The organism is Prosthecobacter sp. (assembly GCF_029946185.1).
Taxonomy (GTDB): Bacteria; Verrucomicrobiota; Verrucomicrobiia; order Verrucomicrobiales; family Verrucomicrobiaceae; genus Prosthecobacter.
Genome location: NZ_JAQSEA010000215.1, coordinates 1 through 23,951 on the forward strand (window position 1 = coordinate 1; position 23,951 = coordinate 23,951).

Below are 23,951 nucleotides of genomic sequence, written 5' to 3' on the forward strand. Positions count from 1 at the left end.
CTGCAGGCCGCTGTTGCCGCCGGTGGTGACTTTCACCTTCACGCGCAGCTCGAAGTTTTTCACCTTGCCGTCTTTCCAGGTGATGAAGCGGTTGTAGTCGAGCTTCCCATCGGTGACGCCGGTGAGACAGCCGTCTTCGACGGACCAGTATTTGTCGCTTCCGCTCCAGCCACTGAGGTCTTTGCCATTGAAGATGGCGGTGAAGCCTGAGGGTGGTGAGGGGGCTTTGTCCTCAGCAGCGAGTGGCAGGACGAAGGCGAGTGAGAGGAGGCAGAGAGCGGAGCGGAGCATGTGCGACTAAACGGAGCAAGAGGCCGTCTCTTGTACAATGTTTCATCCGCTGGCCATCACTCCGGCGTGGTCGCGAGCCGCACGCTTCGTACTTTCATCCATGCGCCAGCCTCGGCGCTGCCCACGGGGTCGATCCGCAGCCGTAGCATGCTGCCGCGATAAGCGGGGCTGGAAGACAGAGGAATAACATGGCTGTGAAACTCACCGTCGGCGATGAGGGGAAAGCTTGTCATGGTTGCAGGCGAAAAACTCTGCTGCCCATGTGGCTGCAACATCACCACGCCTTGCTTCTGCTGAGTGTGAAAGGCGGCGTCGATGATTAGATAGGGAGCATCTGCCGCCTGCCAGAAGGTTTGAGGGCTGATGAGTTGCGGATCTTCCTGCTCCAGCAGCACATGCAGATGGTCTTTTACTGGCCAGCCGATGTCACGGGCATTCCGATGGTGCCAGCCCTGGCGATCCTGCGTGAAGCTCCAGGCTGGCGGCGCCTGCCGGCGATGGGTCAGGGCGCGGGCGCGAATCTCCTGCACCGTGCCGAGCACCAGCTCGTAGTGGAACTCATAGACGATGTTGTGATCGAGAATCTCCAGGCCCTGACCGGCCACATAGCTGGTGCTGTTGCCATGCGTGTCATTGGGGCCGGGCTTGCCGGCAAAGCCCCCGGTGAAATGAACACGACCCGGCGTGAGGAGACCGAGGCCATAATCATGCTCATCAACAAGTGCCGCCCAGCCCTCGGTCCCGGTCCAGAAGGACCACGGGTGCTTGGTTTGAGATCTGGGGATGACGGAAACTGCATCCTGACTGAAAGGCCGTGTGCCGGTGTAGCTGACTACCCGATGAAATGCGGCATTGGCATAGACGGCAGGGAACTCCTGCAAACGTGCCGGATACTGCGTGGCGTCGCTGCGCGTGTTCGTGAGCCGCGCACGAGCCTTCACCACCGGCCCGTCGAGTTCCAGCCAGGAGTCGAAGGTGCATTCGCCCGGCACGTTATTCAGTGGCCATTGCAGGGGCGCGCAGGTGAGGTGGATCTGCTTGCCGTCGTTCTCATGTGACAGCACGCGGCTGCTGTTTTTGAAATCATCGCCCGTCTGGATGGGATTCCAACCAATGTGCCGCCAGTGCTCCGCAGGCTTCTGCCCGTTCGCTTCAAACGGGACCGGGCCGGAGTAAAACGAAAGCTGCACCTGCCGCCCGAGGTCGAAGTTGTTGATCACGTTGGCCCCGTTTTTTACGCTGGCCAGGAATGTGATCGCCCCGCCGCGCTCAAGGTCCACGCCTAGTTTCACCCGATCATTCTCCAGCCAGCTCATGCGTTCGGCATGCGCCGAGGTGCAGAGAAGCAGAATGGAGAGCAGCAGACGTGCAGGGTGCATGAGTGGTCAAGATGGGGCGGCCAGTAGATTCAGCAACCGATGAAGAAAATGGATGCGGACACAGAGCGCGCGCGCTCCCTTCGTTATCATGATTTCCCTGAACGTCATCGCTACGCTGCGCACGTGCTACACCGACAAGTTCGGTGTGCCGCGGCAGTCGGGCTTGGTGCCCAGCGCGTGGGGCGTGGTTGAGTTTGAGCCGGCGTATCGGCGCATGGAGGCGGTGCGCGGCATTGAGCAGTTCAGCCATCTGTGGCTCATCACGCAGTTTCATCTGGTCACCGAAGAGCCGACCTCGCTCACGGTGCGTCCACCCCGGCTCGGGGGCAACGAGCGGCGCGGGGTCTTTGCCACACGTTCACCGTTTCGGCCGAACCGGCTGACGCTCAGCGTGGTGAAGCTTGACCGCGTGGAACTGGACGGCGATGCCGCGCCGCGTCTCTACGTCTCCGGCGTCGATCTCGTCGATGGCACGCCGATTCTCGACATCAAACCCTACATCCGCTTTGCTGATTCGGTGCCCGAAGCGAGCAGCGGCTTTGCGGACGAAGCGCCGCCGCAATCGCCGGTGCGTTGGGATTGTGAAAGCGATGTGCCGGATGACGTGCGTGTGATCATCAACGAATCACTCGCCCTGCAGCCTCAGCCCGCCTATCACGAGGACGTAGAGAGGGAGTATGCGACGGAGATCGCCGGCTGGCGTGTGCGCTGGGCCGCGACGCTCTCAGGGGCGTGTGTGAAATCGTGCGAACGCTTTGATCTTCATGACTGACACTGATCTCCCCATCCGCGCCGCCACCGAAACGGCCCTAGCGCACGGCATCGTGCCGGACCGCTGCGACATCCTTCAAAATGGCAGCACGCTGGTGCTGCGCCTCACGGAAACGCTGGTGGCACGCGTGGTGCAGGATGTGGACGGGCCGCGGCAGGGCACGGAGTGGTTTGCGCGGGAAAATGCCATCGCCCAGCATCTGACTGAGAACGGCGCACCGGTGACCCCGCTGCACCCAGATCTGCCTCCGGGGCCGCATGAGCATCTGGGCTATCCGATCAATTTTTGGCAGTTCGTGACCCGCGTGGATGCAGAGCCCGATCCATTCGAGATCGGCCGCACGCTGCGTCAATGCCATGACATCATGCGCCATTTCACGGTGCCTTTGCCCAAGCTGGCAATCATCACTGAAAGCCTCGCGATTTTACAGGACCGCGAAGTATTTCATCAAAACATGCAGCACATGCTGCGGGATCACCTCACACATTCCATTGAGGTGCTCAGCCGCTACCCGCATCAGCCGCTGCATGGCGACGCCCACATGGGCAATCTCATGAACACCACATGCGGGCTGTTGTGGACGGACTGGGAAGACACCTTCTCCGGGCCGGTCGAATGGGATGTTGCCTCCATCATCTGGAATGCGCAGATCCTCGACGAGGATCATGTCAAAGTGAAGGCGATCTGCGATGCTTATGGGCCTGTGAATGAAAAGGCGCTTCACCAGTGCCTCATCGCCCGTGCGGCGGTGATGACATCTTGGTATCCGATCCTCTACCCCCATCCAAATGCTGAGCGTCAGGAGAAACTGCAGCGCCGGATCGACTGGCTGAGAGTGCAGTCTGCCATTTGATGCAGTGGCGAAAGGAGTCTGTCTTTTGCGGGGCATCGAAGGGACGGATAAAAGGCAACGTTTTCCAAGTGCCCGTCTATTTTAAGGGGTTTTATCGGGTGCTTTTAGTTCGAATTATGTGGCATTTGGCGCTACTAAAAATGGCTCGATAATGCCGTGGAAACATGGCAGATGAACCTGCTTCTTTGCAGCGGATTTTCACAGCGGTTTTTGCACGGAGACATCTGTGTCTGGAGCCTCTGATTTTGGCTGCCAGAAGCGAAGGAATCTGCGGATGCAGGCTGAGTTGAACGTTTGAGTTCCGATTTCAGTCTCTGTTTTCCGGCTCTGCCGCCGCCCGGGCAGTTTCCGTGCTGTCTTCCATTTTATCTCTGTTCATGCATCGCCTCACATCGCCTCCATTTCTCATCGCACGCCACGTTTTACCCATCTGTATCGTGGGCGCTCTGCTGGCCCTTGGCCTGCCCGCATCCGGGCAGGCCATCACGTGGAACCAGCCCGCCGGGGGAGATTTTAACACGGCGGGAAACTGGAATCCAAACGCAGTGCCCGGGGCGGGGGATGCGGCGCTGTTTAACATCGCGCTGTCGGGAAATGTCACGCTGTCCGCGAATGCAGAGCCTGGGAGCATCATCTTCGACACGAATGCGACCAGCTTTTCGCTGGGTGCTCTGGGTGGCAGCACGATCACCACGGCCAATGCAGGTGCGATTTCGATTTTGTCCACGCTCACGGCGGCAAACCAGACTTTCACAATCAACGCGCCGCTGATCCTGACGCCGAATTCAACAACCACGCCGGGCACGTTCACGATTCAGAATGACGGCACCAGTGCCAGCACGATTCTGGTCATCGCCGGCGGGATTTCCAGCAGTGCCACAAGCGGGGCGGAGACCCTGACACTGGCGGGAGCAAACACCGGGGCCAACCTGATCAGCGGAGCCATTGTCAATGGTGGTGCGACGAGTCTGATCCTGACCAAGAGCGGCGCGGGCACATGGACACTTTCTGGTGCGAACACGTATACGGGGGGAACCAACATCGCTGCGGGCAAGCTGGTGCTGAGTGGCGGCAACAACCGGCTCCTGAGCACCGGGACGCTGAATTTCACTGGCAGCAGTGGCACGCTGGATGTGGGCGCTACCAGTCAGACGCTTGGCGGTCTGACTTTTCTCATTGCAGGAATCAACAGCAATGTGATCGCCGGTGCGGGTGGTACACTCAGCGTTACCAGTGGAAGTATTCAAATTGGAGGTGGTAGCACGACGGCCACGGGCAGCAACTCGACCACGGTTGACATGTCCGGCCTAGGCACCTTCAACTATAGCAATGCTAGCGGCAGCTTCAGCGTGGGTGGGCGGGCGGATGTTTCGGCCGCAGTCAGCGGCAGTGGCATGCTGACCATGGCGACGACCAATGTCATCACGGCGGCAAGTTTCATCGTCAGTCCATTTTCATCAGGACTTAGCTCTCCGAACACGGGTGTGGTTCATCTGGGGCAGACGAACACCATCAATGCCACCACCATCACGGTCGGAGTGGGTAAAGCCACTTCGACGCTGGATTTTCAGAGTCTCACCAATCCGACGCTGAAAATTCGCGGCACGGGAGGCACGGATTCTGATCGCGCAACTGTGACCGTTGGCAGCAATGACAGTGGCATCGTGGCAAGTATCGCTACGGTTGACCTGACCAGCGGCGGTTCGGTTTCGAGCACGCTGGACGCTATGATCAGCACGCTGCTGATTGGACAAAACGTTCGGAACAATGTCTCCGTGGGATTCGCATCGACGGCGACCTTTACCATGGGGTTGGGCACGCTGAATGCCACGACCATCATTTTGGGACAGCAGGGGGTGGTAACCGGCACCAACACATTTTCAGGCGCAGCCATCGGTACGCTTAATCTCAAGGGCGGCACCATCACCACTACCACTCTGACGCTGGCCAACAAGCTTAGCGGTGCTGCGGCGCAGACAATCACCAGCAATTTCAACATCTACAGCGGCGCATTGTATGCGACAACGATTCAGCGTGGCACGATTGGCACCGGTGCGGGAGCCGACACCGCGACCATCAATTTTAACTGGGTGGACGGCATCATAGGCAACGTGGCAGGAGCGAATATGACTGTGAACGGCAAGACTGCCTTGAACGGTCTGACCGGCGGGCTCAATATCATTTTGAACAACACCGGGAACACTTCGGGTACGCACACCTGGAACGTGGATGGCACGCAGACCGCCACTGTGCAGAGCACGGTGACTCTCAGCGGTGCGGGCGGGTTGACCAAAACCGGCACGGGCAAGCTGATCTTAGCGGGTGCCAACAGCTATGCGGGGCCGACCGCAATCACCAGCGGCACGGTGCAGTTCGGGCTGGAAACCGCGCTATACAATGGCAACACGGCGAGCTGGACGGAGACGAATTTTGTGGTCAGCCCCGGAGCGACGGCAGCTTTCAACGTGGGTGGCGCGGGCGAGTTCACGGCGGCGGACATCGACGTTCTGAAGGGATTGGGCACGGCGACTACGGGTTTCATGAGCGGCTCATTCCTCGGACTTGATACCACGAATGCGGGTGGCACGTTCACCTACGGCTCCGCCATTGGGAATCCGTACAGCGGCAGCAACGTTCTCGGCTTGGTCAAGTTCGGCACGGGAACCCTGGAACTCACTGCGGCGAACACTTTTAGCGGCGGCACCAATATCGTGGCCGGTACGCTGGTCTTGAGCGGGGGTGACAACCGGCTGCTCAGCACCGGGACGGTGAGTTTCACTGGTAGCAGCGGCACGCTGGACGTTGGTTCCACCAGCCAGACCTTGGGTGGGCTCACCTTTCCTACCACCGGCACTGCCAGTCATGTCATCACCGGGGCCGGTGGTGCCCTCACGGTGAACAACGGGAGTATTCAAGTCGGTGGCGGCGATGCGAACAACAGCGGGTCGGAAACTTTGGATATGTCAGGTTTGAGCACGTTCAACTACACCAACACCTCCGGGAATTTTTATGTGGGTGGACTGGCCAACAATAATTCGGCTGCGATCACCGGGAACGGTGTTTTGACCCTGGCAGCTACGAACACCATCACGGCGGCGAATTTCAAAATCAATCCCTTCAGCACCGGTCTCACGTCACTGAATACCGGTGCTGTGCATCTGGGTCAGACCAACACCATCAACGCCACGACTATCTTAATCGGGGAGCAGAAGACCATTGCGCTGCTAGATTTCCAAACCGGACTCGTCAATCCAACGCTGAAAATTCGCGGCACGGGAGGCACCGATGCAGACCGTGCGACGGTGACGGTGGGCTACAATGCCAGTGGTGTCCTGACTTCCGATTCGACGGTGGATTTGATCACGGGGGTGACGGGTGCCAGCACACTGGATGCCAAAATTAGCACCTTGCTGATCGGGCAGTCCACTCGCAACGGCTCGGCTGGGAAGGCGGTCACCGGGACATTCCTGATGGGCCTGGGCACGCTGGATGCCACCGCGATCATTCTGGGACAGCAGTGGGCTGTCACTGTGGGCAATTCCTCCAGTCAGGCGATGGCCACGCTAAGCCTCAGTGGTGGGACGATCAGCGTGACGACGTTCACGCTGGCGGACAAGATCAGCACTGTGGTGGCGCAGACCATCACCAGCAATTTCAATCTCTATAGCGGTGCATTGTACGCCACGACCATCCAACGCGGCACGGCGGGCACAGGTGCGGGTGCTAACACCGCCACCATCAATTTCAACTGGGTGGATGGCACCATTGGGAACGTGGCGGGAGTGAACATGACAGTGAATGGCAACACCGCCTTGAACGGCCTGACGGGTGGCTTGAACATCGTGCTCAACAACACGGGCAACATCTCGGGAACGCACACCTGGAATGTGAGCGGAACTCTAATGGGCACCCTTCAAACGGCCACCCTTCAGAGTACGGCGATTCTGAGTGGCATGGGTGGGCTGACCAAGACAGGCCTCGGCACTCTGGTTTTCACCAGCGCAAACACCTACACCGGAATGACGATAGTGACTGCGGGTTCGCTTGACCTCAACACCACGGGCGGACAGGCCATCGCTGGAAATCTGACAGTGAGCGGTGGCACCGCCAAGCTGCTGCAATCCAATCAGATCAATGCCGCCAGCAATCTGGTGGTGAGCGGTGGCACCTTTTCTCTGCAAGTTTTCAATCAGACGCTGGCCAATGTGCAGGTGAGCGGCGGCACCATCACCAGCAGCAGCGGCATCCTCACCAGCACCACTGCGTATGACATTCAGTCGGGTGTGGTGAGTGCGATACTTGCGGGCAGCGCTGGCTTGTCCAAGACCACCCTCGGGACGGCTTTTCTATCGGGTGCGAACACCTATTCGGGTGGCACCTCGGTGACAGCCGGCACCTTGATCGGAACGAGCACCTCGGCACTGGGATCGAACAGCGGCTTGAGCATTGGCAGTGGAGCGATCTTTGCCTACCGTCCAACGGTTGCTGGCTCACTGAGCATCGGTTCGGGTGTTTTGACTCTTGCGGGAGGCAGCACCATAGGCACCGCTCTTGGCGGTACGCTCAGCCAGTCGGTCATCACCAGTTCAGCCGCAGCATCGGCGAGTGGTTCTGTCGGAGTGGCTCTCTATTTTATTCCTGCGGCCACATTGTCCACTGGCACCAACAATTTGATCACCGTTGCCAGCGGGCTGACATCGGGCGGTGCCACCTACACACTGACGCAGCTTTACAACGCCACGAACTTCACCGTGAACAACTTCGTGGCGACCGACACCACGCTCAGCATCAATGTCGCCAGCGCCACGGCATTGACGGCGGCTTACTGGAAGGGCGGCCTCAGCGCAGGCAGCAACGTGTGGGCGCTCTCCGATGGCACCGCCAGCAACTGGGTGACCAACGCCAATGGCACGGGGACAACGCCGCTGGTCCCGGGCGCAGGTGCCGCCATCACTTTTTCGGCCACGGGTGCAACGAATCAGGGTGCCATGGTCCTCGGGGCGAATATGTCGATCAAGAGCCTGACCGTGAGTGACGCCAATGCGGTGACGCTGAATGCAGATGGAAACACGCTTACCATCGCCAGCGGCATCACCGTGAACAGCGGGGCCGGGGCCGTTACTTTGAACGCTCCGGTGACTCTGGGTGCTATCCAAACATGGACGAACAACAGCAGCAACACGCTGACCATCGGTGGTGCGGTAGGCATGAGTGCATTCAACCTGACGAGCAGGGGTTCAGGCAACACCATCATTGCGGGAGCCATCAGTGGTTCCGGTGCCGTGATCAAAAGCGACGCTGGTTCGCTGACTTTGTCCGGTGCCAACGTGACCACTGGAACGCTGACGATCAGCGCTGGGACCGTGAATCTCTCCGGCAGTTACACGGGGGCTGTCACTGTGGCTAATACGTCCACCGTCTTCAATCTGCTGGCGGGTGGCAGCATCTATGGAACCAATACGGCATTCAGTGTGGGGTCTGGAGCTGGCAGCGTGGGCGCTTTCAATCAGACTGGTGGAGACATCTTGTTCAACAATAACTTCAATCTGGGCATCGGTGGAAACTCTACTGCCGGCTCCTACGGTTTTTATAATCTGAGCGGCGGCACTGTGACTGACACCGGCGGCGGGAACGTCCGCTTTCGGATGGGGGGCGGGGGCTCGTACTCGACGGGTGTTTTTTATCAATCGGGTGGCGCGGTCAACATCCTCTTTGGCAATGGCTTGGAGGTCGGGGCAAACGCGAGTAATAATCTTTCCAACGCCACTGGCATTGCTTACCTGACCAGCGGTACAATGACAGCGCTGTCCAATCGGATCGGCTACAATGGAGTCAGCAACAACGCCTTTGGGATCCGTGGTGAGCAAACGGTGGCTGGGGAGGCCGTGATCACCATCAATGGCACCACCTATCTTGGCCTTGCCGCAGATGACGTCGGCATCCTCAATTTGAATGGTGGTGTTTACTCTACGAGACAGATTTCCAAGACCAACGGCACTGGGATCGTCAATTTCAATGGCGGTACCCTCAAGGCTGCTACCTCAGCGAGCAACAGCACTTTCCTCACCGGCCTCACCAGCGCGAACGTCTTCGCGGGTGGGCTGACCGTCGATAGCAATGGCCAATCAATCATGATCGTTCAGGCCCTGCTTGCGCCTGCGGGTAATGGCGTGACCACCATTGCCGTGACCAACGGCGGCAGTGGCTACGTCGGTGCTCCTTACGTTTTCATCAGTGGCACAGGCTCTGGCGCGACCGCAGTGGCCAATATGGTCGATGACGGCACGGGCAATGGAACCTTCAAAATCGGCAGCATCACCATCACCAGCCCGGGCACTGGCTACACCGGTACACCCACGGTCACGCTGACTGGTGGTGGTGGCGCGGGTGCTATTTTGGACACGGCGGTCCTGGCTGCCAACAGCTCCGGCGGCATCACAAAAACCGGTGCGGGGACACTCACGCTGAGTGGCACCAATACCTATACGGGTGCCACCATCGTCAATGCCGGTGGAACGCTCGTCGCTGGCAGTGCCAGCGCCTTCGGCATCAATTCTGCGACGACTGTGGATGGCACCCTGCGCCTGGCTGGCAAAAACAACTCGCTTGGTTCGCTAGCAGGCGCGGGCATCGTCGAGAATGCGAATGCCACTTCTGCCACGCTCACCGTGGGCGGCGACAATTCATCCCAGAGCTACAGCGGCACTGTGAGGGACGGATCTGGAGGCGGGGTGCTCAACTTTGTCAAATTCGGCTCCGGAACTCAAAGCTTGTCAGGCGGCAGCACCTACACTGGGACGACGACCATCAGCCAAGGAGCGTTGCAGATTGGCGTCGCGGGCCAGGGTTCCACCTCCGCCAGCAGTGTTGTCTCAGTGAACGGGGTCTCTGCCACGCTGGCTGGTAGCGGCACGGTGGGCGGTGCCGTCACTGTGACCTCGGGCTTTATTCAACCGGGGGACACAGGCGGCACTTCGGTGGGCACCCTGAACGTCGGCAGCCTGAATTTGACCTCCGGCGGGACGGCGGTGTTTCAGATCGAAGGTGTGTCCCTCAATGACCGGATCATTGTGCTCAACTCCGGCGGGCTCACGCTGAATGGCAAAGTGAGTGTTACCACCTCGCTCACTGGAACCCAGTTCAGCACGGCCTTTGCTGCGGGCAACAAGTACGACTTGCTGGACTGGACCGGGCTGCTCAATGGCTCGTTTGATGTCGGGACCGTGGTGCGCAATGGCAGCCAGGACAACGCCCTTCAATTTGACCTGCCTGACCTCAGTTCACTTTCCCTGTATTGGGACGTGAGCAGTTTCCTGACAGACGGCAGCATCACCGTGGTGGTGCCAGAACCCAGCCGCGCCCTGCTGTTGCTGATGGCCTCGGCCGCCCTGCTTGGCGGCCGCCGTCGTCGTCGGTTGGTTTAAACGCTGCTCAGGGCTGATTCGGCCCCAGTTTAGAATCATACTTCGCACCCTTTGAGACTTGGATGAGTGTCATACGCACCTTGGTGGGGAAGAACTTCGCCGGATCGGGGCGCTTGTGCGCGTGGAGGTTGTGATCGTCTTTGATGACGAGGTGCATTTCCTTGATGCCCTGTTCCCAGACAATGTCCTTGTTTTGCCAGAAGCTGGTCATGTCGATGTCCTTTTCATGTACGCCGCTTGTCTTGTAAGCCCCGGTGCCGATGCAGCCGTAGCCGTGGTTCTGGCCTTTGTTCGGGATGTAGCACACGCTCCACGTCGTGGGCTGTTCACCCGCAGGCTTTTCGAGGACTTCGAGCCGCACATGGACGGTGCCGTTGCGGTAGTCCACGGGGGCGGTCCAGTCCTTGGGACGCTGCGCATTGATCATGTCTCCCCGCACATAGTAGTGGGATTGATTGGGCTTCGACTTGAGAGCGTCCTCATGGGTGAATGTGAAGGTGACATCGAATAGCACAAACTGGTCGGCGCGAGAGATTGATGCGCCAAGGCAGAGCAGGAGGAGTGAGAGGACCAGGGTTTGACGTTTCATGGAGCGAATCATGATTGCGGACGTTGTCTGGTCAATGCTGGATGCCACTATCATAGTCGATTCGTGTGCTGATACGCAACAGCGCCCCGGTTCATGTCGTTTCGTTTTCATGCGCTGTTATTTGCTCGCCTTTACGATCTGCACCTCCACCTTTGCAGGTGAATTCATTCACGAAGATTTCTCCGCCGCAGGACTGCCCAAGGGCTGGACCACGGGTGGTCGGGCGAATTCCTGGAGCGTGGTGGATGGTGCCCTGCAAGGCGTCTGCACGAAGGATGACAGCCATGGGCCTGCGATTTTTGCGCCGCTGACAGGGCGTGATCTTGCCATGAGTTTCAGGGTGAAGCTCGACGAGAAGGGCAACTGCCTGATGCTCATCGACGGTGAATCCGCCTTCGGTGGCGCTGCGCATCTGCTGCGTGTGTCCATTTACGGCAACACCCTGGCCCTTGCGCAGGATCGTGGCACACCGCAGTCACACATCGACCAAGGCAAGCTCCGGGCTGCCCTCACCAAGGATGGTAAAAAGGTGCCACCTCCCACGGCGGAGCAGTTGGCCGATCCGCAATACTACCGCACCGAGCGCCTGGCCAGCGCGCCGCTGCAGGCGCAGCCAGGAGCCTGGATCAAGCTGGATGTATCATTGAAAGGCAATGACGTGACTGTGACGGTGAACGACAAGCAGAAACTCACGGCTCAAGGCACGGTGTTCGAGGTGGCGAAGTCGCGACTGGTATTTCTCGTTGGGATGGGCAAGAAATTGTGGATTGATGACGTGCGCGCCAGCGCTCCCTGATGGGCCTGGAAAAGCAAAACGGCGCAAGGTGTTGACCCTGCGCCGCTGTGGAATTGTTTTTCGAAATGGCGGTTACTTCGTGGTCGTCGGCTTGAAGTTTTTCACGAATTCCATGCACTTGGTCACGTCAGGCAGACTGGTCTCCCAGTCCTTTTCCCATTCGGCATCCAGCGGGCCCATGAAGCCCTGCTCAGCATAGAGGTTCAGCACGGCAGGGATGTCTGACTGGCCGGTGCCCCAGACCATGTCCTTGGCTTCACGCACGCCGAAAGCATCGAGGTCTTTGATGTGGCTGTCAAAGATGCGGCCCTTCAGCAGCTTGATGGCGTCGGTGGGTTTCACGCCGGAGCGCACCCAGTGGCCGATGTCGGCACAAGAGCCCATGCGGGCATCGCGGTCTTTCACCAGGCTCAGCACATACTCGGGGTCCCAGTAGCGGTAGCTGCGGTCGAGGGGCTTCTTGGGATGATTGTGGATCGCCATCTTGATGTCGTACTCCTTCACCAGTTTTTCGATGAGGTCGAAGGCGTCGTCGGCTGGCTCGCTGACGACCACGCCGACTCCCATATCCTTGCAGAAGTCGAAAATCTTGCGGCACTCCTCTTCATTGTTCGGCAGGCGCACGACGCCGTAGCCCACCGGAGTAAGGCCCAGCTCCTTGAGCTTGGCTTTGACGGGAGTACGTTGTTCTGCGGTGGTGTTGTGATCGAACTTGGATTTCGGGTCAGTCTTGGAAAGCAGGTGGCCGGGGAAGAACTCCACCGTTTTGCCACCGGCGGCGGCGATTTTTTCGAGCGCCGTCATCAAATCGAAAGCCTTGAAGGTGTAGGCCTGGCAGCCGGCATAGAACTGGCCGACTTTGGCGCTTTCGGGCAATGTTTGACCGGCGACAGCCAGGGAGGCTGTGCCAAGAATGAGAGAGAGGAGGGTCTGGCGAATCATGGAAGCGTTTGAACGGACCCCACGCGAGCTTCTTGCAAGTTCGAAGGACGGAAGAGCCATGCGGAAGGGCCGCGACTCAAGCTCAGCGCCTCCAGGCAATCGGCACTTTTCCCAAGGAGTTTGCTTGCGTGGCGGCGCGATGAGTTCATTTTCCCATTCATGAGTCATCTGAAATCTGCCTGGGTCATTGTCGTGTTTGTCTGCGGCTTTTGCGCGGGAGCGTCATCGGCTGCGGATGTGAAGGGCGGCAAGGATCATCCGCTGATCAAGCGCTACGAAGGCTCGACGCTGGTGTCGTATGAGCAGAAGAACTACGATTCGCTCAAGATGGCGCTGGAGTGCATCGTGTTTGATTATGGCGATGGGAAAATGAAGCCCTTTAAAAGTGTGGAGGTCGAAGGCCGCAAGACCACGCTGTTTTACAATCTGCCTGCGGGCATCGGCACGCTGGAGGGCGTGCGTCAGTATGAAAATGAACTGAAGGAGAAAGGCTTCGAGATTCTCTTCCGCGCCTCGGGTGAAGAAGTCGAGAAGAACAAGGGCAACAATCTTGCGATGGAAGTCTATGGCATGACGCCCGAGAACACGAACCAGGATCATCCGCAGATCATGGCAATGCAGGGGCCGGACAAGACCAAGTCTCATTACCTTGCCACCCGCCTTGCCCGTCCAGAGGGAGACGTGTTCTGCTCCGTCTGGTCATTCGAAGCCTCCTGGACCGCTGCCTCGCTGAAGGTCCCCGAGAAGAGCACCATCATACGCGTAGACATCTGCGAGGTGAAGCCAATGGAGCAGAGAATGGTGCTGGTGAAGGCGGAGGAAATGGCCAGCCAGATCGCCCTCAACGGCAAGGTGGCGCTCTATGGCATCCTGTTTGACACAGACAAAGCCACGATCCGCCCAGACTCTGATGCAACGCTGGCGGAGATCACCAAGCTGCTTCAGGAAAAATCAGACCTGCGTGTGCTGGTCGTGGGCCACACGGATACGGAGGGCAGCTTTGAGTACAATCGCAGCCTGTCGCAGCGCCGTGCGGACTCCGTGGTGGCCAATCTGGCGGGCAAGGGCATCTCTAAAGAGCGGCTGTTCCCGGTGGGCATTTCTTTCGCTTCTCCCGTGGCGACAAATGCCACCGAGGAAGGCCGTGCGAAGAACCGCCGTGTCGAACTCGTGGACATGGGCACGGCGAAGGCCAAGTGATTTGAGGCTGTTGTTACCGAAGCGCCACGAAATCTCCTTCGAACATCACGCAGACCTGATCTGCGTGGATGACTTGTACCTGGAGCCTGAGGTGTGCTTTGCCAGCGCTTTGGAAGGTCGCCTTGAAGGCTGCGAGTGCCGCATCATCTGGTCGCGTACACACGGCACGCAGGGCCCCGCGTACGGGACGCTTATACCGAATGGAGCTCTCGCGAATAACGATGTGCGCATGACGGTCGCCGAGTTGCAGCCAGAGCATTGCGTAGCCGGCCAGCGTGGTCAGTGCGCTGAGGCTGCCACCAAACGCGGTGCCGAGATGATTGTGATTGGGCTCCAGCGGTGCCGTGACGACGAGTTGGGTTCCATCGTAGCTTTCCAGCTTCACGCCCATGGCGTGCGTGAGCGGGATCTGCTCATGGAGGAAGCGTTCGGTGTCACGCAGAAGGTCGTCGTTCATCGGAATGAGACTGTCGGGATGCTGCGCGAATTCGCAATGATCTTCGCGATAGGCCGGGGCTTTCTGATCGTTCTCACTCCGACCAATCACCATGAAATCTCTTTCGCGTCTTTTTGCCGTCGCCCTTTGCCTGGGCCTGCCCGCCAGTTTGCTGGCCGAACTCTCGCTACCGCACTTTTTCAGCGACCACATGGTGCTTCAGCGCGAGCGTGAGGCAGCGATCTGGGGCACAGCGTCACCGAAATCAGAGGTGACGGTGAGTTTTAAAGGCAAGGCCGCGTCTGCCACGGCGGATGACAAAGGACACTGGCGCGCAGCGATCCCAACGGGCGCAGCCGATGCGACGGGCTCTGAATTGACGGTCAAAGCGGGTGCTGACATCGCGACGATCAAGGATGTACTCGTCGGCGAGGTATGGCTGGCTTCCGGCCAGTCGAACATGTTTTACACCATGAACCGTTCGCCTGCCTACGAGGAGCTGATGACCAAGGCCAACTATCCAGGCCTGCGCATGTTCAATGCGCCGCTCGTGACCGCAGAAAAGCCACAGGCTGACATCGAGGGCGAGTGGTCGCTGTGCACGCCTGAAACGGTACCGGGGTACTCGGCGGTCGCCTTTTTCTTCGCACTTAAACTGCATCAAGAACTCGGCGTCCCTGTCGGCGTGCTGAAAACGTGCTGGGGTGGCAAGCCGGTGGAGACCTTCACCAGCCGCGAGGCGCTGAACACCCTGCCCGGTACCAAGGCGATGGTGGACAAGGTGATGGCAGAGGCCGCCGCGTATGATGCCGTCAAAGCCAAAGCGAACTACGAAGCACAATTGGAAAAATGGAAGGCCACGATGGCTGCGGCGAAGGGTAAATCCGCCGAAGAACGCAAGCGTCTGCCCAAGAAGCCTGCCGAACCCAAGCCGCCGCTGGTAACCGAAGGCAAGCCGGGTGTGCTGTTCAATGCGATGATCAATCCTTTCGCCGGCTACACCATGCGCGGAGCCATCTGGTACCAAGGCGAAGGAAATGCCAGGGCTGGAGCCGTGCCGTATGACCAAACGCTGCCTCTGATGATTCGCGACTGGCGCAAGCGCTGGGGCGATGAATTCTCCTTCTACTTTGTGCAACTGGCGAACTTCCACGCGCCTTCCACCGCGCCAGGCACCCCTGACCCGTGGGCGCTGCTGCAGGATCGCATGCGTCACATCCTGGAAAGCACGCCCAAGACCGGCATGGCCGTCATCAATGATGTGGGAGAGGTAAGTGACATTCATCCGAAGGATAAAATGACGCCCGGGAACCGGCTCGCACGTTGGGCGCTGGCAAAAGACTACGGACGCGATCTGGTGTACAGCAGTCCGCTCTTCAAATCGAGTGAGGTCAAAGACGGAGCTGTGCGTGTGACGTTTGAGCATGCTGGCAAAGGATTGAAATCACGCGACGGAGCCGAACTGAAGCGTTTCGAAATCGCCGGGTCGGATCATGCCTGGCATTGGGCAGATGCGAAAATCGACGGCACGGACAGCGTGCTGGTGAGCAGTGCTGAAGTGAAGCAACCCGTGGCCGTGCGCTACGCCTGGGCGGCGAATCCCGAAGGTGCCAATCTCGTCAACAGCGGAGGCCTGCCCGCCTCCATATTCCGCACGGACGATTGGGACGACGTAGAAGCCGCACCACCTCCCACCCAGGTCAGCAAGGATTTTGAAGAACGCCGTGCTCTCGCCACAGAGATCAAGGCGCAAAAAGCCAAACTTGAAGGCATGGATCGAAACAGCGCTGAGGCAAAGGAACTGCGCAAAAAAGTGCAGGAGATGCTGACGAATTTTAAAGAGACGGCTCCGAAGAAATAGCGGTTTAGGTCATTTCGCCCACCAACTCGACAGGCCGGCTTTCGGCGTGTCGGGCTTGATCAGCGTGTCCTCGGAATAATGCGAGGTGTCGTTGAACAGCATCAAACGCGCACGCACCAGATCTTTGAAGTCCACGACATTCAGTGCAGCCGGGTTTTGATCCAGATTATCCCGGTACCTTCGCGGATCGAACCCGAGCAGGGAGCTGAGCAGAAGGCGGATCGTGGCTTTGTGCGAAACGACGACCACCGATTCGCCTTCGTGATGTCTCACAATATCCAGCAGCGCCGGCAGCGCGCGCGCGGTCACCGCGAGGCCGCTTTCACCGCCGGTGGGCGCAAAGGTGTACGGATCTTCATCCCACGCGGCGACTTCGGTGGGAAACTGCTGCCCCACCTCGGCACGTGTCATTTGCTCCCAGTGCCCGTGGGAGATCTCACGCAGCCCGTCACGCGGATTCACCTCCAGTGAGAATGGCGCTGCCAGAATGCGCGCGGTTTCCATCGTACGGTCAAGTGGGGATGCGTAAACCGCAGCCACTGGCAGCCCGTTCAAACGCTGCGCCAGATGCCCTGCTTGTGAGCGTCCTTCATCCGACAGCGGCACGTTGGTGGCACCGGCAAAACGGTCTTCGGCAGTCAGGATGGTGGCACCGTGACGGATGAGGTAAATGCGGGTAAGAGCCATGGGCCTGCCTATAGCACAGACCATCGGTGTCTTTCGAGCGGATTCGCAAGCCGGACGCGCATCTATTGATTTCAGCAGCCGGGCTCAGATGGACCGGGTGATTGACGTGAGTTGTGCGCTCGCCTACCAGTGTTGGATGGTAAATTCCACCCCCAAAGTTACTGTCGTGATGGCCACCTACAATTGGAGTTCGGTGCTGCCGTATTCCATCGGCAGTGTGCTACGCCAGACGCGGACAGATTTCGAACTCTGGGTGGTGGGAGACGCCTGTACGGACGACTCTGAACAAGTGGTGGGCGCCATTCAGGACCCGCGCGTGCATTGGTATAACCGAGAGACCAATTTCGGGCAGCAAGGCGGGCCGAATAACGACGGCATCGAGCGCGCGCGGGGTGAATACATCGCCTATCTGGGCCATGATGATCTCTGGCTGCCGCACCATCTGGAATCTTTGGTAGCCGCATTGGATGCCGGAGCGGACGTGGCATGGGCGGCAGTCTCATTCATCCTGCCGGATCAAAAACGGGTGCTGATGCCGCACAATCCCCAGAGCTACCGGCCCAAGATGTGGATTCCACCTTCAGGGTTCATTCATCGCAAAAGCCTGGCGCAAAAAGTGGGCGGCTGGAGATCGTTTCGCGAGATCTCCATAGATCCAGAGGCTGACTTGCTACTCAGAATGCATGAAGACGGAGGTGTGTTTCGCTTTGTTCCACGACTATCCGTGCTTAAGCTTCCTGCGGCTGAACGAAAAGATGTTTATCGTGACAAACCCTGTCATGAGCAGGCGGCGTGGACGAAAAAAATGGAGGCCGGAGAGAATATTGAACAAGCAGAGTTGCTTGAGCTGGCAACCCATCCTTTTCGTGCGGCTGCCACCCTCATGCGGTTGTGGTTCCGTGGTAAAACGGACTTTTTCGGCAATCTATTGAGAGGCTACAAAAAGACAGTCTTCGACCGCCGTCGTAAATTCAAAGGGCTTGCGCCCAAATCCTGATTCCATCCATGAACTCTGAACTACCCACCGCACCTGACCGACAGACCGTCACGCCTCAAGGACAGTTGGTCCAATCTTTGATTGATGGGGTCAAAGTACGTCTTGCGGTCACGCACCCGGATGAACGTGGGGATCTGTGCGAAGTGTTCAGCACCGCGTGGGACTTTGATGACGACCCCATGGTGTATACCTATTTTGCCAGCATCCGGCCTGGCCAGACGAAGGGCTGGGTTAAACACCTGCTGCAAGCCGACCGGTTGTTTCTGGCCATCGGCTCATTCCGCGTGGCTCTCTACGACGACCGCCCGGAATCCCCCACCTATCAAAAATTGAATGTTTTGAACTTCAGTGACCGGAAGCGTGGTCTGGTACGCATTCCTCCCGGAGTGTTTCATGCGGTGCAAAATGTGGGTCATGTGGATGCCCATTTCATCAACAATCCAACCCGCGCCTACAACCATGCCCAGCCGGACAAATACCGCCTGCCACTCGATACGCCGCTGATCCCCTTCAATTTCGCGCCGACGCTGGGCGGGTAAGGCGGGCATTTATCGACATCCGTGATGGAAGTCCACCGTCCTCCTGACTGTCGCAGGCCTCAGGGCTTCTTCTTCTGCACCGGTGTGCTGGGCAGGGAGGACACATTCAGCGTGAAGGCCTTGGCCGGCTGCTTGCCAAGCAGTTGCAGATCGAACCACTCGGTCATGCGCTCTGTGTCTTGCGCCATTTCCTGCCAGCCGCCATGGCCTGCGCCTTCGCGGATGACCAGCTCGCACACCTCGCCTTCTTCTTGGCAGCGCTTGAGGAAGCGCTGTGACTGCGTGATGGAAACCTGCGGATCGGCATCTCCATGCACGATGAAGATGGGCGGCTGCCCTTTGTGAACCCAGTAGATCGGCGAGAGAGCGCGTCCCAAAATTGCACGACCCTCTTCGGTGGCTGCTTTCGGGCCAAAGGCTCCTGCATACGCAGCGAGCCTGCCGATGCCGACGGCGTTGTCGCCCGGCTCAAACCAGTTCAGGTAATCGGTGGGAGGATAGAAGCAGGCGACTGCATTCACGGCGCTGCTTTCCCGGTCAATCGGATCAGCCGCCTTGGCATCGCCCGGGCCACCCCGCGTGGCCAGCATCAGGCTCAGGTGCCCGCCTGCGCTGCCACCTGTGACTCCGAGCTTTTGCGGGTCCACGCCATAGTCTGCTGCATGGGCACGCACGAAGCGCACAGCGCGGTTCAGGTCCGCCACGATCTCCTCCACCTGAAACTTTGGCTGGGTGCCATGCACGACCACAAACGTGGTGTAGCCTGCCTTTGGCCAGCCGCCATCGCTGATACCATTGTGATTCGATTTCCATCCACCACTGATGATCTTGATGATGCCCGCACCATTTGGCTTCGCGGGTTTAAAGACGTCCAGGGTCAATGCCACGCCATCATGCTTGGTATAAATGACGTCGCGGATGCGTTCAGGCTCCTGGGCATGCAGTGGAGCGGTGATTAGAACAAAGAATAAGCCGAGGAGGAGGGTGTGTTTCATGGTGGGATACTGAGGTGTGTCTTATCCCTGCGCAAATGCTGCAACAGCGAGAAGTCGTGGCCGGATGTTGCCCCTTATGATATTGCGGGGGCTTGTTTTCATAACAAAAATTGGAAAGGGTAGAATTGCTTACTGCGGCCAGTAGAGGGCGATCTTCTTTTTCAGGAACTCGACACTGCGTGCGAGTTGCTCCATGCCATCGACTCCGTCCTCGATGCTGATCCAGCCATTGAAACCCTTGCTCTTCAGTTCGGTGAAGATGGCGTCGTAATCATTGAGACCCTTGCCGATCTCGCCATGGCGCAGACGTTTAGCGTAACCCTGTGAACCGCCTTCTTCGTTGCGCAAATCTTCGATAGTACCTTCTGCAAGATAGCGGTCGCTGGCGTGCATGGTGACGACGCGGTGGGAGACGCGCTTCAGCAGTTCAATCGGGTCTTCACCCGCGAGGTAGGTGTTGGAAGGGTCGTAGTTCACGCCGAAGTTCGGGTGATTCACTGCATCCACGAGTTTGCAGAAAACGTCCATCTTCTGCGCGAATTCGGGATAGTCCCAGAAGTCGTCTTTGTAGTGGTTTTCGATGATCAGCGTGATGCCGCGTTCTTGGGCATAAGGTAGGCAGGCGTAGATGGAATCAGCGGCCAGTTTCACGCCTTCATCAAGTGTCAATTCAGGACGCCGCTGTCCGCTGAGCACGCGGCAGTACGAGCCGCCGAGTGTGTGCGTCATGTCGATCCAGCGTTTCTGCTTGGCGATCTCCTTGTCACGGAACGCTGCATCCGGGTGCGTGAAATCGGGTGAGCAGCACATCATCGGGATCACCTTGCCGGCATCTTCGACTTCTTTGCGAAAGCGCGGCCAGTTGCTTTCATCGGCCATCTCCAGAAAGCCTGCATACCATTCGAGACCCTGCACATCGAGCTTGGAGGCGAGCTGAATCCATTCGGAGACGGTCATGGTTCCTTCTTTGCACAAGGCATGCATGAAGGCTTTGGGGAAGGCGGCGAGTTTTGGCATGAGCTTGGTTATTTGGAGGGAATGGTGGAGGCGTCTTTCGGCGGATTGCGACCAATGAAGGGGTGCTGCTCAAGGTCGAACACCTGGCCGCTGATGGGGCCGCATTCATCGGCAAGCAGCCATGCGGCGCAGGCGGCGATCTCATCCGGCCAGAGGATGCGCCCCGCAGGGGCATAGACCTTGGGTAGATCGGCATACCAGTCTTCGCTCAGGCCGTGCTCGCGTTTGCGCTTCGCTTCGTTTTCCGTGAGCACCCAGCCGGGATTGATCTGGTTCACCCGCACGCCGTCCTCACGCATGAGTGTGTCGCCAAGGTTGCGCGTTAGCGTCATGAGTGCGCCTTTGCTCACGCTGTAGGGCATGAGATTGGGTTCGCCGCTGTAGGCATTCACACTGCCGATGTTAATGATGCTGCCACGTGTTTCGCGCAGGTGCGGTAGCGCTGCGCGGGTGATGAGATAGGGGACGACACAGTTGATCTCCAGCATGCGGCGAAACCACGCACCATCCGTGGTTTGGATGTTGCCTGTGCCCACCTGCGCCGCGTTGTTCACCACTGCATCAATTTTACCGAAGGCCTTGATGGCCTCATCCACCAGCAATTGTGGTGCTGCTTCGTCAGCGAGATCCTTGATGACGAGCGTGGCGTTCTCTATGCCCAGTTCAGCGACGGTTTGATCGCCGAGATCCTGCTCAAGTCCATGAATGAGAACGCGTGCTCCCTCTGCAACGCAGCGCTTGGCGATGGCTTTTCCAATGCCTGTAACACTACCGGTGACGATGATGACTTTGTTTTGAAGACGTGACATGTTTTAGGATTCGGTAAAAGGACCGGAGTTTTGTTGGAAGAGAGCTTCGCGAACTCGCTGGCCATTGAGCGAGGCGACCGCAGTTTTCTGGTTCAAGCTCATCGCAGCCGCACAACCTGCCGCCTCCCCCAGTGCCATGGCGGTCACGGTCACACGAGTGGAAGCATGTGCACCACGGGTAGCGCTATGGCAGCGACCGGCGACGAGCAAGTTTTCGATCTTCTGCGCTACGAGTGAGCGATAGGGAATGTCATAAGGTCCCGGCTGCACCTTCTCTGGGTTGAAGTCGTTCGCGCTCCCGACAACGGTTTTGTTGGGATGCAGATCGAGATACCAGCAGCCGGTGGCAATGGCGTCGTCAAAGCGCCGCCCCTGCATGATTTCCTTCTCGTTCAAAACGTGCTGCCCAATAAGGCGGCGGGATTCACGCACCCCGATCCACGGATAAGCTTCGAGAAAGTAAGAATCCGCAAAGGCGGGAATATCACGTTTCCACGCCCGGTGCATCGCCAGCGCATCGGCGCGTCCCTGCATCTCCGCACGGCTCAAGTCGGCGGCATCGGTCGGATTTGCAGGGACACGCACGCCGTGAATGTAAACCTCATCATTGGAATACAGGAACATCACCCCTGGGCCGTAGAAGTGTGGGAGTTCGCCCAACTCCTGGGCTTTCACCAGCGAGGCACGGCAGAGCTTGCTGATGTCTGGCACGCGCTGGACTTTGCCAATGCGGAAATGCAGCGTCAGTGGCTGCACCTCGGCGCTTTGCTCCGTCGGCGCACCCGCACGGGCGGCCACATCCGCATCGCCAGTGCAGTCGATCACCACCTTGGGCTTGATGCGCACTAGTCCGTCCTTGTTGGCGATCACCACCGACGTTACACGGCCATTCGCAGACTCTGCATCACACACAAAGGAATTGAAAAGCACGGTCAGTTTGTCGCCACAGGCCTGCAACTCGCGGTCCAGCAGCACCTTGAACTCAAACGTGTTCGGAATCGTCGGATTATGCGGTTTGATCTCCTGTGCATCCGCTTGGCACACCCCCGTCTTCGCCAGCAACTCTAGCGCGATGCCGCGCACGACCACACGATGCGTTTTGATGTCTGCAATGCCGTCAAAATAGGGCAGGCCCACGCTGGTGATGATGCCGCCCGCAAACGGTGCCTTTTCCACCAGCAGCGTTTTCGCACCATTCCGAGCCGCGCTCAGCGCCGCCGCCGTGCCCGCACATCCACCGCCGCACACCAGCACATCCGTCTCGATCTCACGCATCGGTGCCTTCATGCTGGTCGCAGCTCCCGCAGATGCCATGGGGGCCACCACCGCAACGGCAGATGCCTTCACGAAGTCGCGCCGCGTACGTCGTTCAATGCTTGGCTTGGAATTCATGGTTCAGTATAACGGAAGCCCGGCGCGCAGTTCCACGACAAAGAGTGTGTTAAATGCGACGCTGAACGTATTGGCAACGCAACGCAAGGCGCTGTGGCTACGTGGCGTTTGTTACTGTCAGGTTTGCAAACTTCATCGATCCATCGCTTTCTCTTGGTGCTCCTCGCTTCGCAGCTTGGAGTGCGCGGTGCTGCGCCGGACATCGAGACTGGACGCAAGCATTGGGCATTTCAGCCGGTGACGCAATCGCAGCCACCGATGGTGAAAGACGGTGCATGGTCGAAAAATGTCATCGACCGCTTCGTCCTCGCTAAGCTCGAGGCCGCTGGGCTGAAACCGTCCGCCGAGGCGGATCGAGCGACGTTGATTCGGCGTGTAACGCTCGATTTGACCGGCCTACCGCCATCGCCGGAGGAGGTGGCGGTGTTTGTAGCCGATGAATCGCCGCAGGCGTGGGAGCGATTGATCGACAGATTGTTGGAGAGTCCGCACTACGGCGTGCGCTGGGGCCGTCACTGGTTGGATCTGGCGCGCTACGCGGACAGCAGCGGCTTTCACAATGACCTCGACCGGCCCTACGCGTGGAAATATCGTGACTACGTGATCCGCAGCTTCAACGAGGACAAACCGTATGGGCGTTTCGTGGCGGAGCAAATCGCGGGCGATGAGATCGTTGGCGCAGACGAGTCGTCGCTCATCGCGACTGGCTTCTGCCGTAACGGTCCAAGCAACGATGACAACATGGGCAAGTCACCGGAAGCGCTCGCGCAGTATCGCGCCGATCAACTCGATGATGTGATCTCCACAACCGGCAGCGTGTTTCTCGGAATGACAATCGGTTGCGCACGCTGCCACGATCACAAGACAGAGCCGATTCTGGCTAAGGACTACTACAGCCTCATGGCCGTCTTCAATGGCACCGAGCGTCTCGGTCTGACGAAGGACAAAAAGGACAAGCAAGCTGTGATGGCT

General features: G+C 58.6%; 19 protein-coding genes. 9 read left to right on the forward strand and 10 right to left on the reverse strand.

All coding sequences use genetic code 11. The annotated features are described in order from the left end of the window. Together PSV43_RS18170 and PSV43_RS18175 are read right to left on the reverse strand one after the other, a co-directional pair. The coding region (locus PSV43_RS18170; protein ID WP_300200631.1) for a DUF1080 domain-containing protein at positions 1 to 291 on the reverse strand (291 nt) is incomplete at its 3' end. A 56-nt stretch (positions 292 to 347) separates the two neighbouring features. After that, a complete protein-coding gene (locus PSV43_RS18175) occupies positions 348 to 1,670 on the reverse strand; it encodes a hypothetical protein (protein ID WP_300200634.1) in 1,323 nt (440 codons plus the stop codon). Positions 1,671 to 1,758: 88 nt separating this feature from the next. On the opposite strand from PSV43_RS18175, the gene tsaA reads away from it, so the two are divergent. From tsaA to PSV43_RS18190, 3 genes are all read left to right on the forward strand, one after another. Continuing rightward, positions 1,759 to 2,442 (forward strand): tRNA (N6-threonylcarbamoyladenosine(37)-N6)-methyltransferase TrmO, encoded by a 684-nt coding sequence (gene tsaA, locus PSV43_RS18180; RefSeq protein WP_300200637.1) that lies wholly within the window; start codon positions 1,759 to 1,761, stop codon positions 2,440 to 2,442. Continuing rightward, complete coding sequence (locus PSV43_RS18185; RefSeq protein ID WP_300200640.1) at positions 2,435 to 3,295, forward strand: phosphotransferase; 861 nt, start codon at positions 2,435 to 2,437, stop codon at positions 3,293 to 3,295. Before tsaA ends, PSV43_RS18185 begins: the two co-directional genes overlap by 8 nt. A gap of 377 nt (positions 3,296 to 3,672) precedes the next feature. Continuing rightward, on the forward strand, positions 3,673 to 10,719 hold the full coding sequence (locus PSV43_RS18190) for an autotransporter-associated beta strand repeat-containing protein (RefSeq protein WP_300200643.1): 7,047 nt from the start codon (positions 3,673 to 3,675) through the stop codon (positions 10,717 to 10,719). Between the two features lie 7 nt (positions 10,720 to 10,726). Here the strand turns inward: PSV43_RS18190 and PSV43_RS18195 are convergent, their stop codons facing one another. Next, a complete protein-coding gene (locus tag PSV43_RS18195; RefSeq protein WP_300200645.1) occupies positions 10,727 to 11,308 on the reverse strand; it encodes a hypothetical protein in 582 nt (193 codons plus the stop codon). Between the two features lie 109 nt (positions 11,309 to 11,417). Here PSV43_RS18195 and PSV43_RS18200 point away from each other — a divergent pair, with 109 nt between their 5' ends. Next, positions 11,418 to 12,104 carry a family 16 glycoside hydrolase gene (locus PSV43_RS18200; RefSeq protein WP_300200648.1) on the forward strand — a complete coding sequence of 229 codons (687 nt, stop codon included), beginning with the start codon at positions 11,418 to 11,420 and terminating at the stop codon, positions 12,102 to 12,104. 72 nt (positions 12,105 to 12,176) lie between these two features. On the opposite strand, the gene PSV43_RS18205 is transcribed toward PSV43_RS18200, so the two are convergent. Continuing rightward, positions 12,177 to 13,046: a sugar phosphate isomerase/epimerase gene (locus tag PSV43_RS18205; protein WP_300200651.1), complete on the reverse strand. Its 870-nt coding sequence runs from the start codon at positions 13,044 to 13,046 to the stop codon at positions 12,177 to 12,179. Positions 13,047 to 13,205: 159 nt separating this feature from the next. Between PSV43_RS18205 and PSV43_RS18210 the strand changes: the two genes are divergently transcribed. Next, positions 13,206 to 14,246: an OmpA family protein gene (locus tag PSV43_RS18210; RefSeq protein ID WP_300200654.1), complete on the forward strand. Its 1,041-nt coding sequence runs from the start codon at positions 13,206 to 13,208 to the stop codon at positions 14,244 to 14,246. A gap of 13 nt (positions 14,247 to 14,259) precedes the next feature. Here PSV43_RS18210 and PSV43_RS18215 read toward each other — a convergent pair whose 3' ends face one another. After that, positions 14,260 to 14,703, reverse strand: coding sequence for a thioesterase domain-containing protein (locus PSV43_RS18215; protein ID WP_300200657.1), 444 nt, complete (start codon positions 14,701 to 14,703; stop codon positions 14,260 to 14,262). A gap of 91 nt (positions 14,704 to 14,794) precedes the next feature. Here PSV43_RS18215 and PSV43_RS18220 point away from each other — a divergent pair, with 91 nt between their 5' ends. After that, a complete protein-coding gene (locus PSV43_RS18220; protein ID WP_300200660.1) occupies positions 14,795 to 16,543 on the forward strand; it encodes a hypothetical protein in 1,749 nt (582 codons plus the stop codon). Positions 16,544 to 16,552: 9 nt separating this feature from the next. Here PSV43_RS18220 and PSV43_RS18225 read toward each other — a convergent pair whose 3' ends face one another. After that, a complete protein-coding gene (locus tag PSV43_RS18225; RefSeq protein ID WP_300200662.1) occupies positions 16,553 to 17,230 on the reverse strand; it encodes a histidine phosphatase family protein in 678 nt (225 codons plus the stop codon). Between PSV43_RS18225 and PSV43_RS18230 the strand changes: the two genes are divergently transcribed. Both PSV43_RS18230 and PSV43_RS18235 read left to right on the forward strand, forming a co-directional pair. After that, the gene (locus PSV43_RS18230) at positions 17,229 to 18,227 is read left to right on the forward strand and encodes a glycosyltransferase family 2 protein (RefSeq protein ID WP_300200664.1); all 999 of its coding nucleotides are present in this window, start codon (positions 17,229 to 17,231) and stop codon (positions 18,225 to 18,227) included. The genes PSV43_RS18225 and PSV43_RS18230 overlap by 2 nt on opposite strands. A gap of 8 nt (positions 18,228 to 18,235) precedes the next feature. Beyond that, entirely contained in the window at positions 18,236 to 18,766 is a 531-nt protein-coding gene (locus PSV43_RS18235) for a dTDP-4-dehydrorhamnose 3,5-epimerase family protein (protein ID WP_300200667.1), read from the forward strand. A 59-nt stretch (positions 18,767 to 18,825) separates the two neighbouring features. On the opposite strand, the gene PSV43_RS18240 is transcribed toward PSV43_RS18235, so the two are convergent. From PSV43_RS18240 to PSV43_RS18255, 4 genes are all read right to left on the reverse strand, one after another. Then, on the reverse strand, positions 18,826 to 19,761 hold the full coding sequence (locus PSV43_RS18240) for an alpha/beta hydrolase (protein ID WP_300200670.1): 936 nt from the start codon (positions 19,759 to 19,761) through the stop codon (positions 18,826 to 18,828). 129 nt (positions 19,762 to 19,890) lie between these two features. Next, positions 19,891 to 20,778, reverse strand: coding sequence for a sugar phosphate isomerase/epimerase family protein (locus tag PSV43_RS18245; protein WP_300200673.1), 888 nt, complete (start codon positions 20,776 to 20,778; stop codon positions 19,891 to 19,893). 8 nt (positions 20,779 to 20,786) lie between these two features. Then, positions 20,787 to 21,587, reverse strand: coding sequence for an SDR family oxidoreductase (locus PSV43_RS18250; protein ID WP_300200676.1), 801 nt, complete (start codon positions 21,585 to 21,587; stop codon positions 20,787 to 20,789). Between the two features lie 3 nt (positions 21,588 to 21,590). Then, positions 21,591 to 22,979, reverse strand: a complete 1,389-nt coding sequence (locus PSV43_RS18255; RefSeq protein ID WP_300200679.1) for an FAD-dependent oxidoreductase — start codon at positions 22,977 to 22,979, stop codon at positions 21,591 to 21,593. A gap of 156 nt (positions 22,980 to 23,135) precedes the next feature. Between PSV43_RS18255 and PSV43_RS18260 the strand changes: the two genes are divergently transcribed. Further along, positions 23,136 to 23,951 (forward strand): DUF1549 domain-containing protein (locus tag PSV43_RS18260; protein WP_300200682.1); only part of this gene is annotated, 816 nt, incomplete at its 3' end.

What these genes read in the sequence shown, in the direction of transcription:
- PSV43_RS18175 (WP_300200634.1), bottom strand. Translation starts at nt 1,670, where the DNA reads ATGCACCCTGCACGTCTGCTGCTCTCCATTCTGCTTCTCTGCACCTCG.
- tsaA (WP_300200637.1), top strand. Translation starts at nt 1,759, where the DNA reads ATGATTTCCCTGAACGTCATCGCTACGCTGCGCACGTGCTACACCGAC.
- PSV43_RS18185 (WP_300200640.1), top strand. Translation starts at nt 2,435, where the DNA reads ATGACTGACACTGATCTCCCCATCCGCGCCGCCACCGAAACGGCCCTA.
- PSV43_RS18190 (WP_300200643.1), top strand. Translation starts at nt 3,673, where the DNA reads ATGCATCGCCTCACATCGCCTCCATTTCTCATCGCACGCCACGTTTTA.
- PSV43_RS18195 (WP_300200645.1), bottom strand. Translation starts at nt 11,308, where the DNA reads ATGAAACGTCAAACCCTGGTCCTCTCACTCCTCCTGCTCTGCCTTGGC.
- PSV43_RS18200 (WP_300200648.1), top strand. Translation starts at nt 11,418, where the DNA reads ATGCGCTGTTATTTGCTCGCCTTTACGATCTGCACCTCCACCTTTGCA.
- PSV43_RS18205 (WP_300200651.1), bottom strand. Translation starts at nt 13,046, where the DNA reads ATGATTCGCCAGACCCTCCTCTCTCTCATTCTTGGCACAGCCTCCCTG.
- PSV43_RS18210 (WP_300200654.1), top strand. Translation starts at nt 13,206, where the DNA reads ATGAGTCATCTGAAATCTGCCTGGGTCATTGTCGTGTTTGTCTGCGGC.
- PSV43_RS18215 (WP_300200657.1), bottom strand. Translation starts at nt 14,703, where the DNA reads ATGAACGACGACCTTCTGCGTGACACCGAACGCTTCCTCCATGAGCAG.
- PSV43_RS18220 (WP_300200660.1), top strand. Translation starts at nt 14,795, where the DNA reads ATGAAATCTCTTTCGCGTCTTTTTGCCGTCGCCCTTTGCCTGGGCCTG.
- PSV43_RS18230 (WP_300200664.1), top strand. Translation starts at nt 17,229, where the DNA reads ATGGGCCTGCCTATAGCACAGACCATCGGTGTCTTTCGAGCGGATTCG.
- PSV43_RS18225 (WP_300200662.1), bottom strand. Translation starts at nt 17,230, where the DNA reads ATGGCTCTTACCCGCATTTACCTCATCCGTCACGGTGCCACCATCCTG.
- PSV43_RS18235 (WP_300200667.1), top strand. Translation starts at nt 18,236, where the DNA reads ATGAACTCTGAACTACCCACCGCACCTGACCGACAGACCGTCACGCCT.
- PSV43_RS18240 (WP_300200670.1), bottom strand. Translation starts at nt 19,761, where the DNA reads ATGAAACACACCCTCCTCCTCGGCTTATTCTTTGTTCTAATCACCGCT.
- PSV43_RS18245 (WP_300200673.1), bottom strand. Translation starts at nt 20,778, where the DNA reads ATGCCAAAACTCGCCGCCTTCCCCAAAGCCTTCATGCATGCCTTGTGC.
- PSV43_RS18250 (WP_300200676.1), bottom strand. Translation starts at nt 21,587, where the DNA reads ATGTCACGTCTTCAAAACAAAGTCATCATCGTCACCGGTAGTGTTACA.
- PSV43_RS18255 (WP_300200679.1), bottom strand. Translation starts at nt 22,979, where the DNA reads ATGAATTCCAAGCCAAGCATTGAACGACGTACGCGGCGCGACTTCGTG.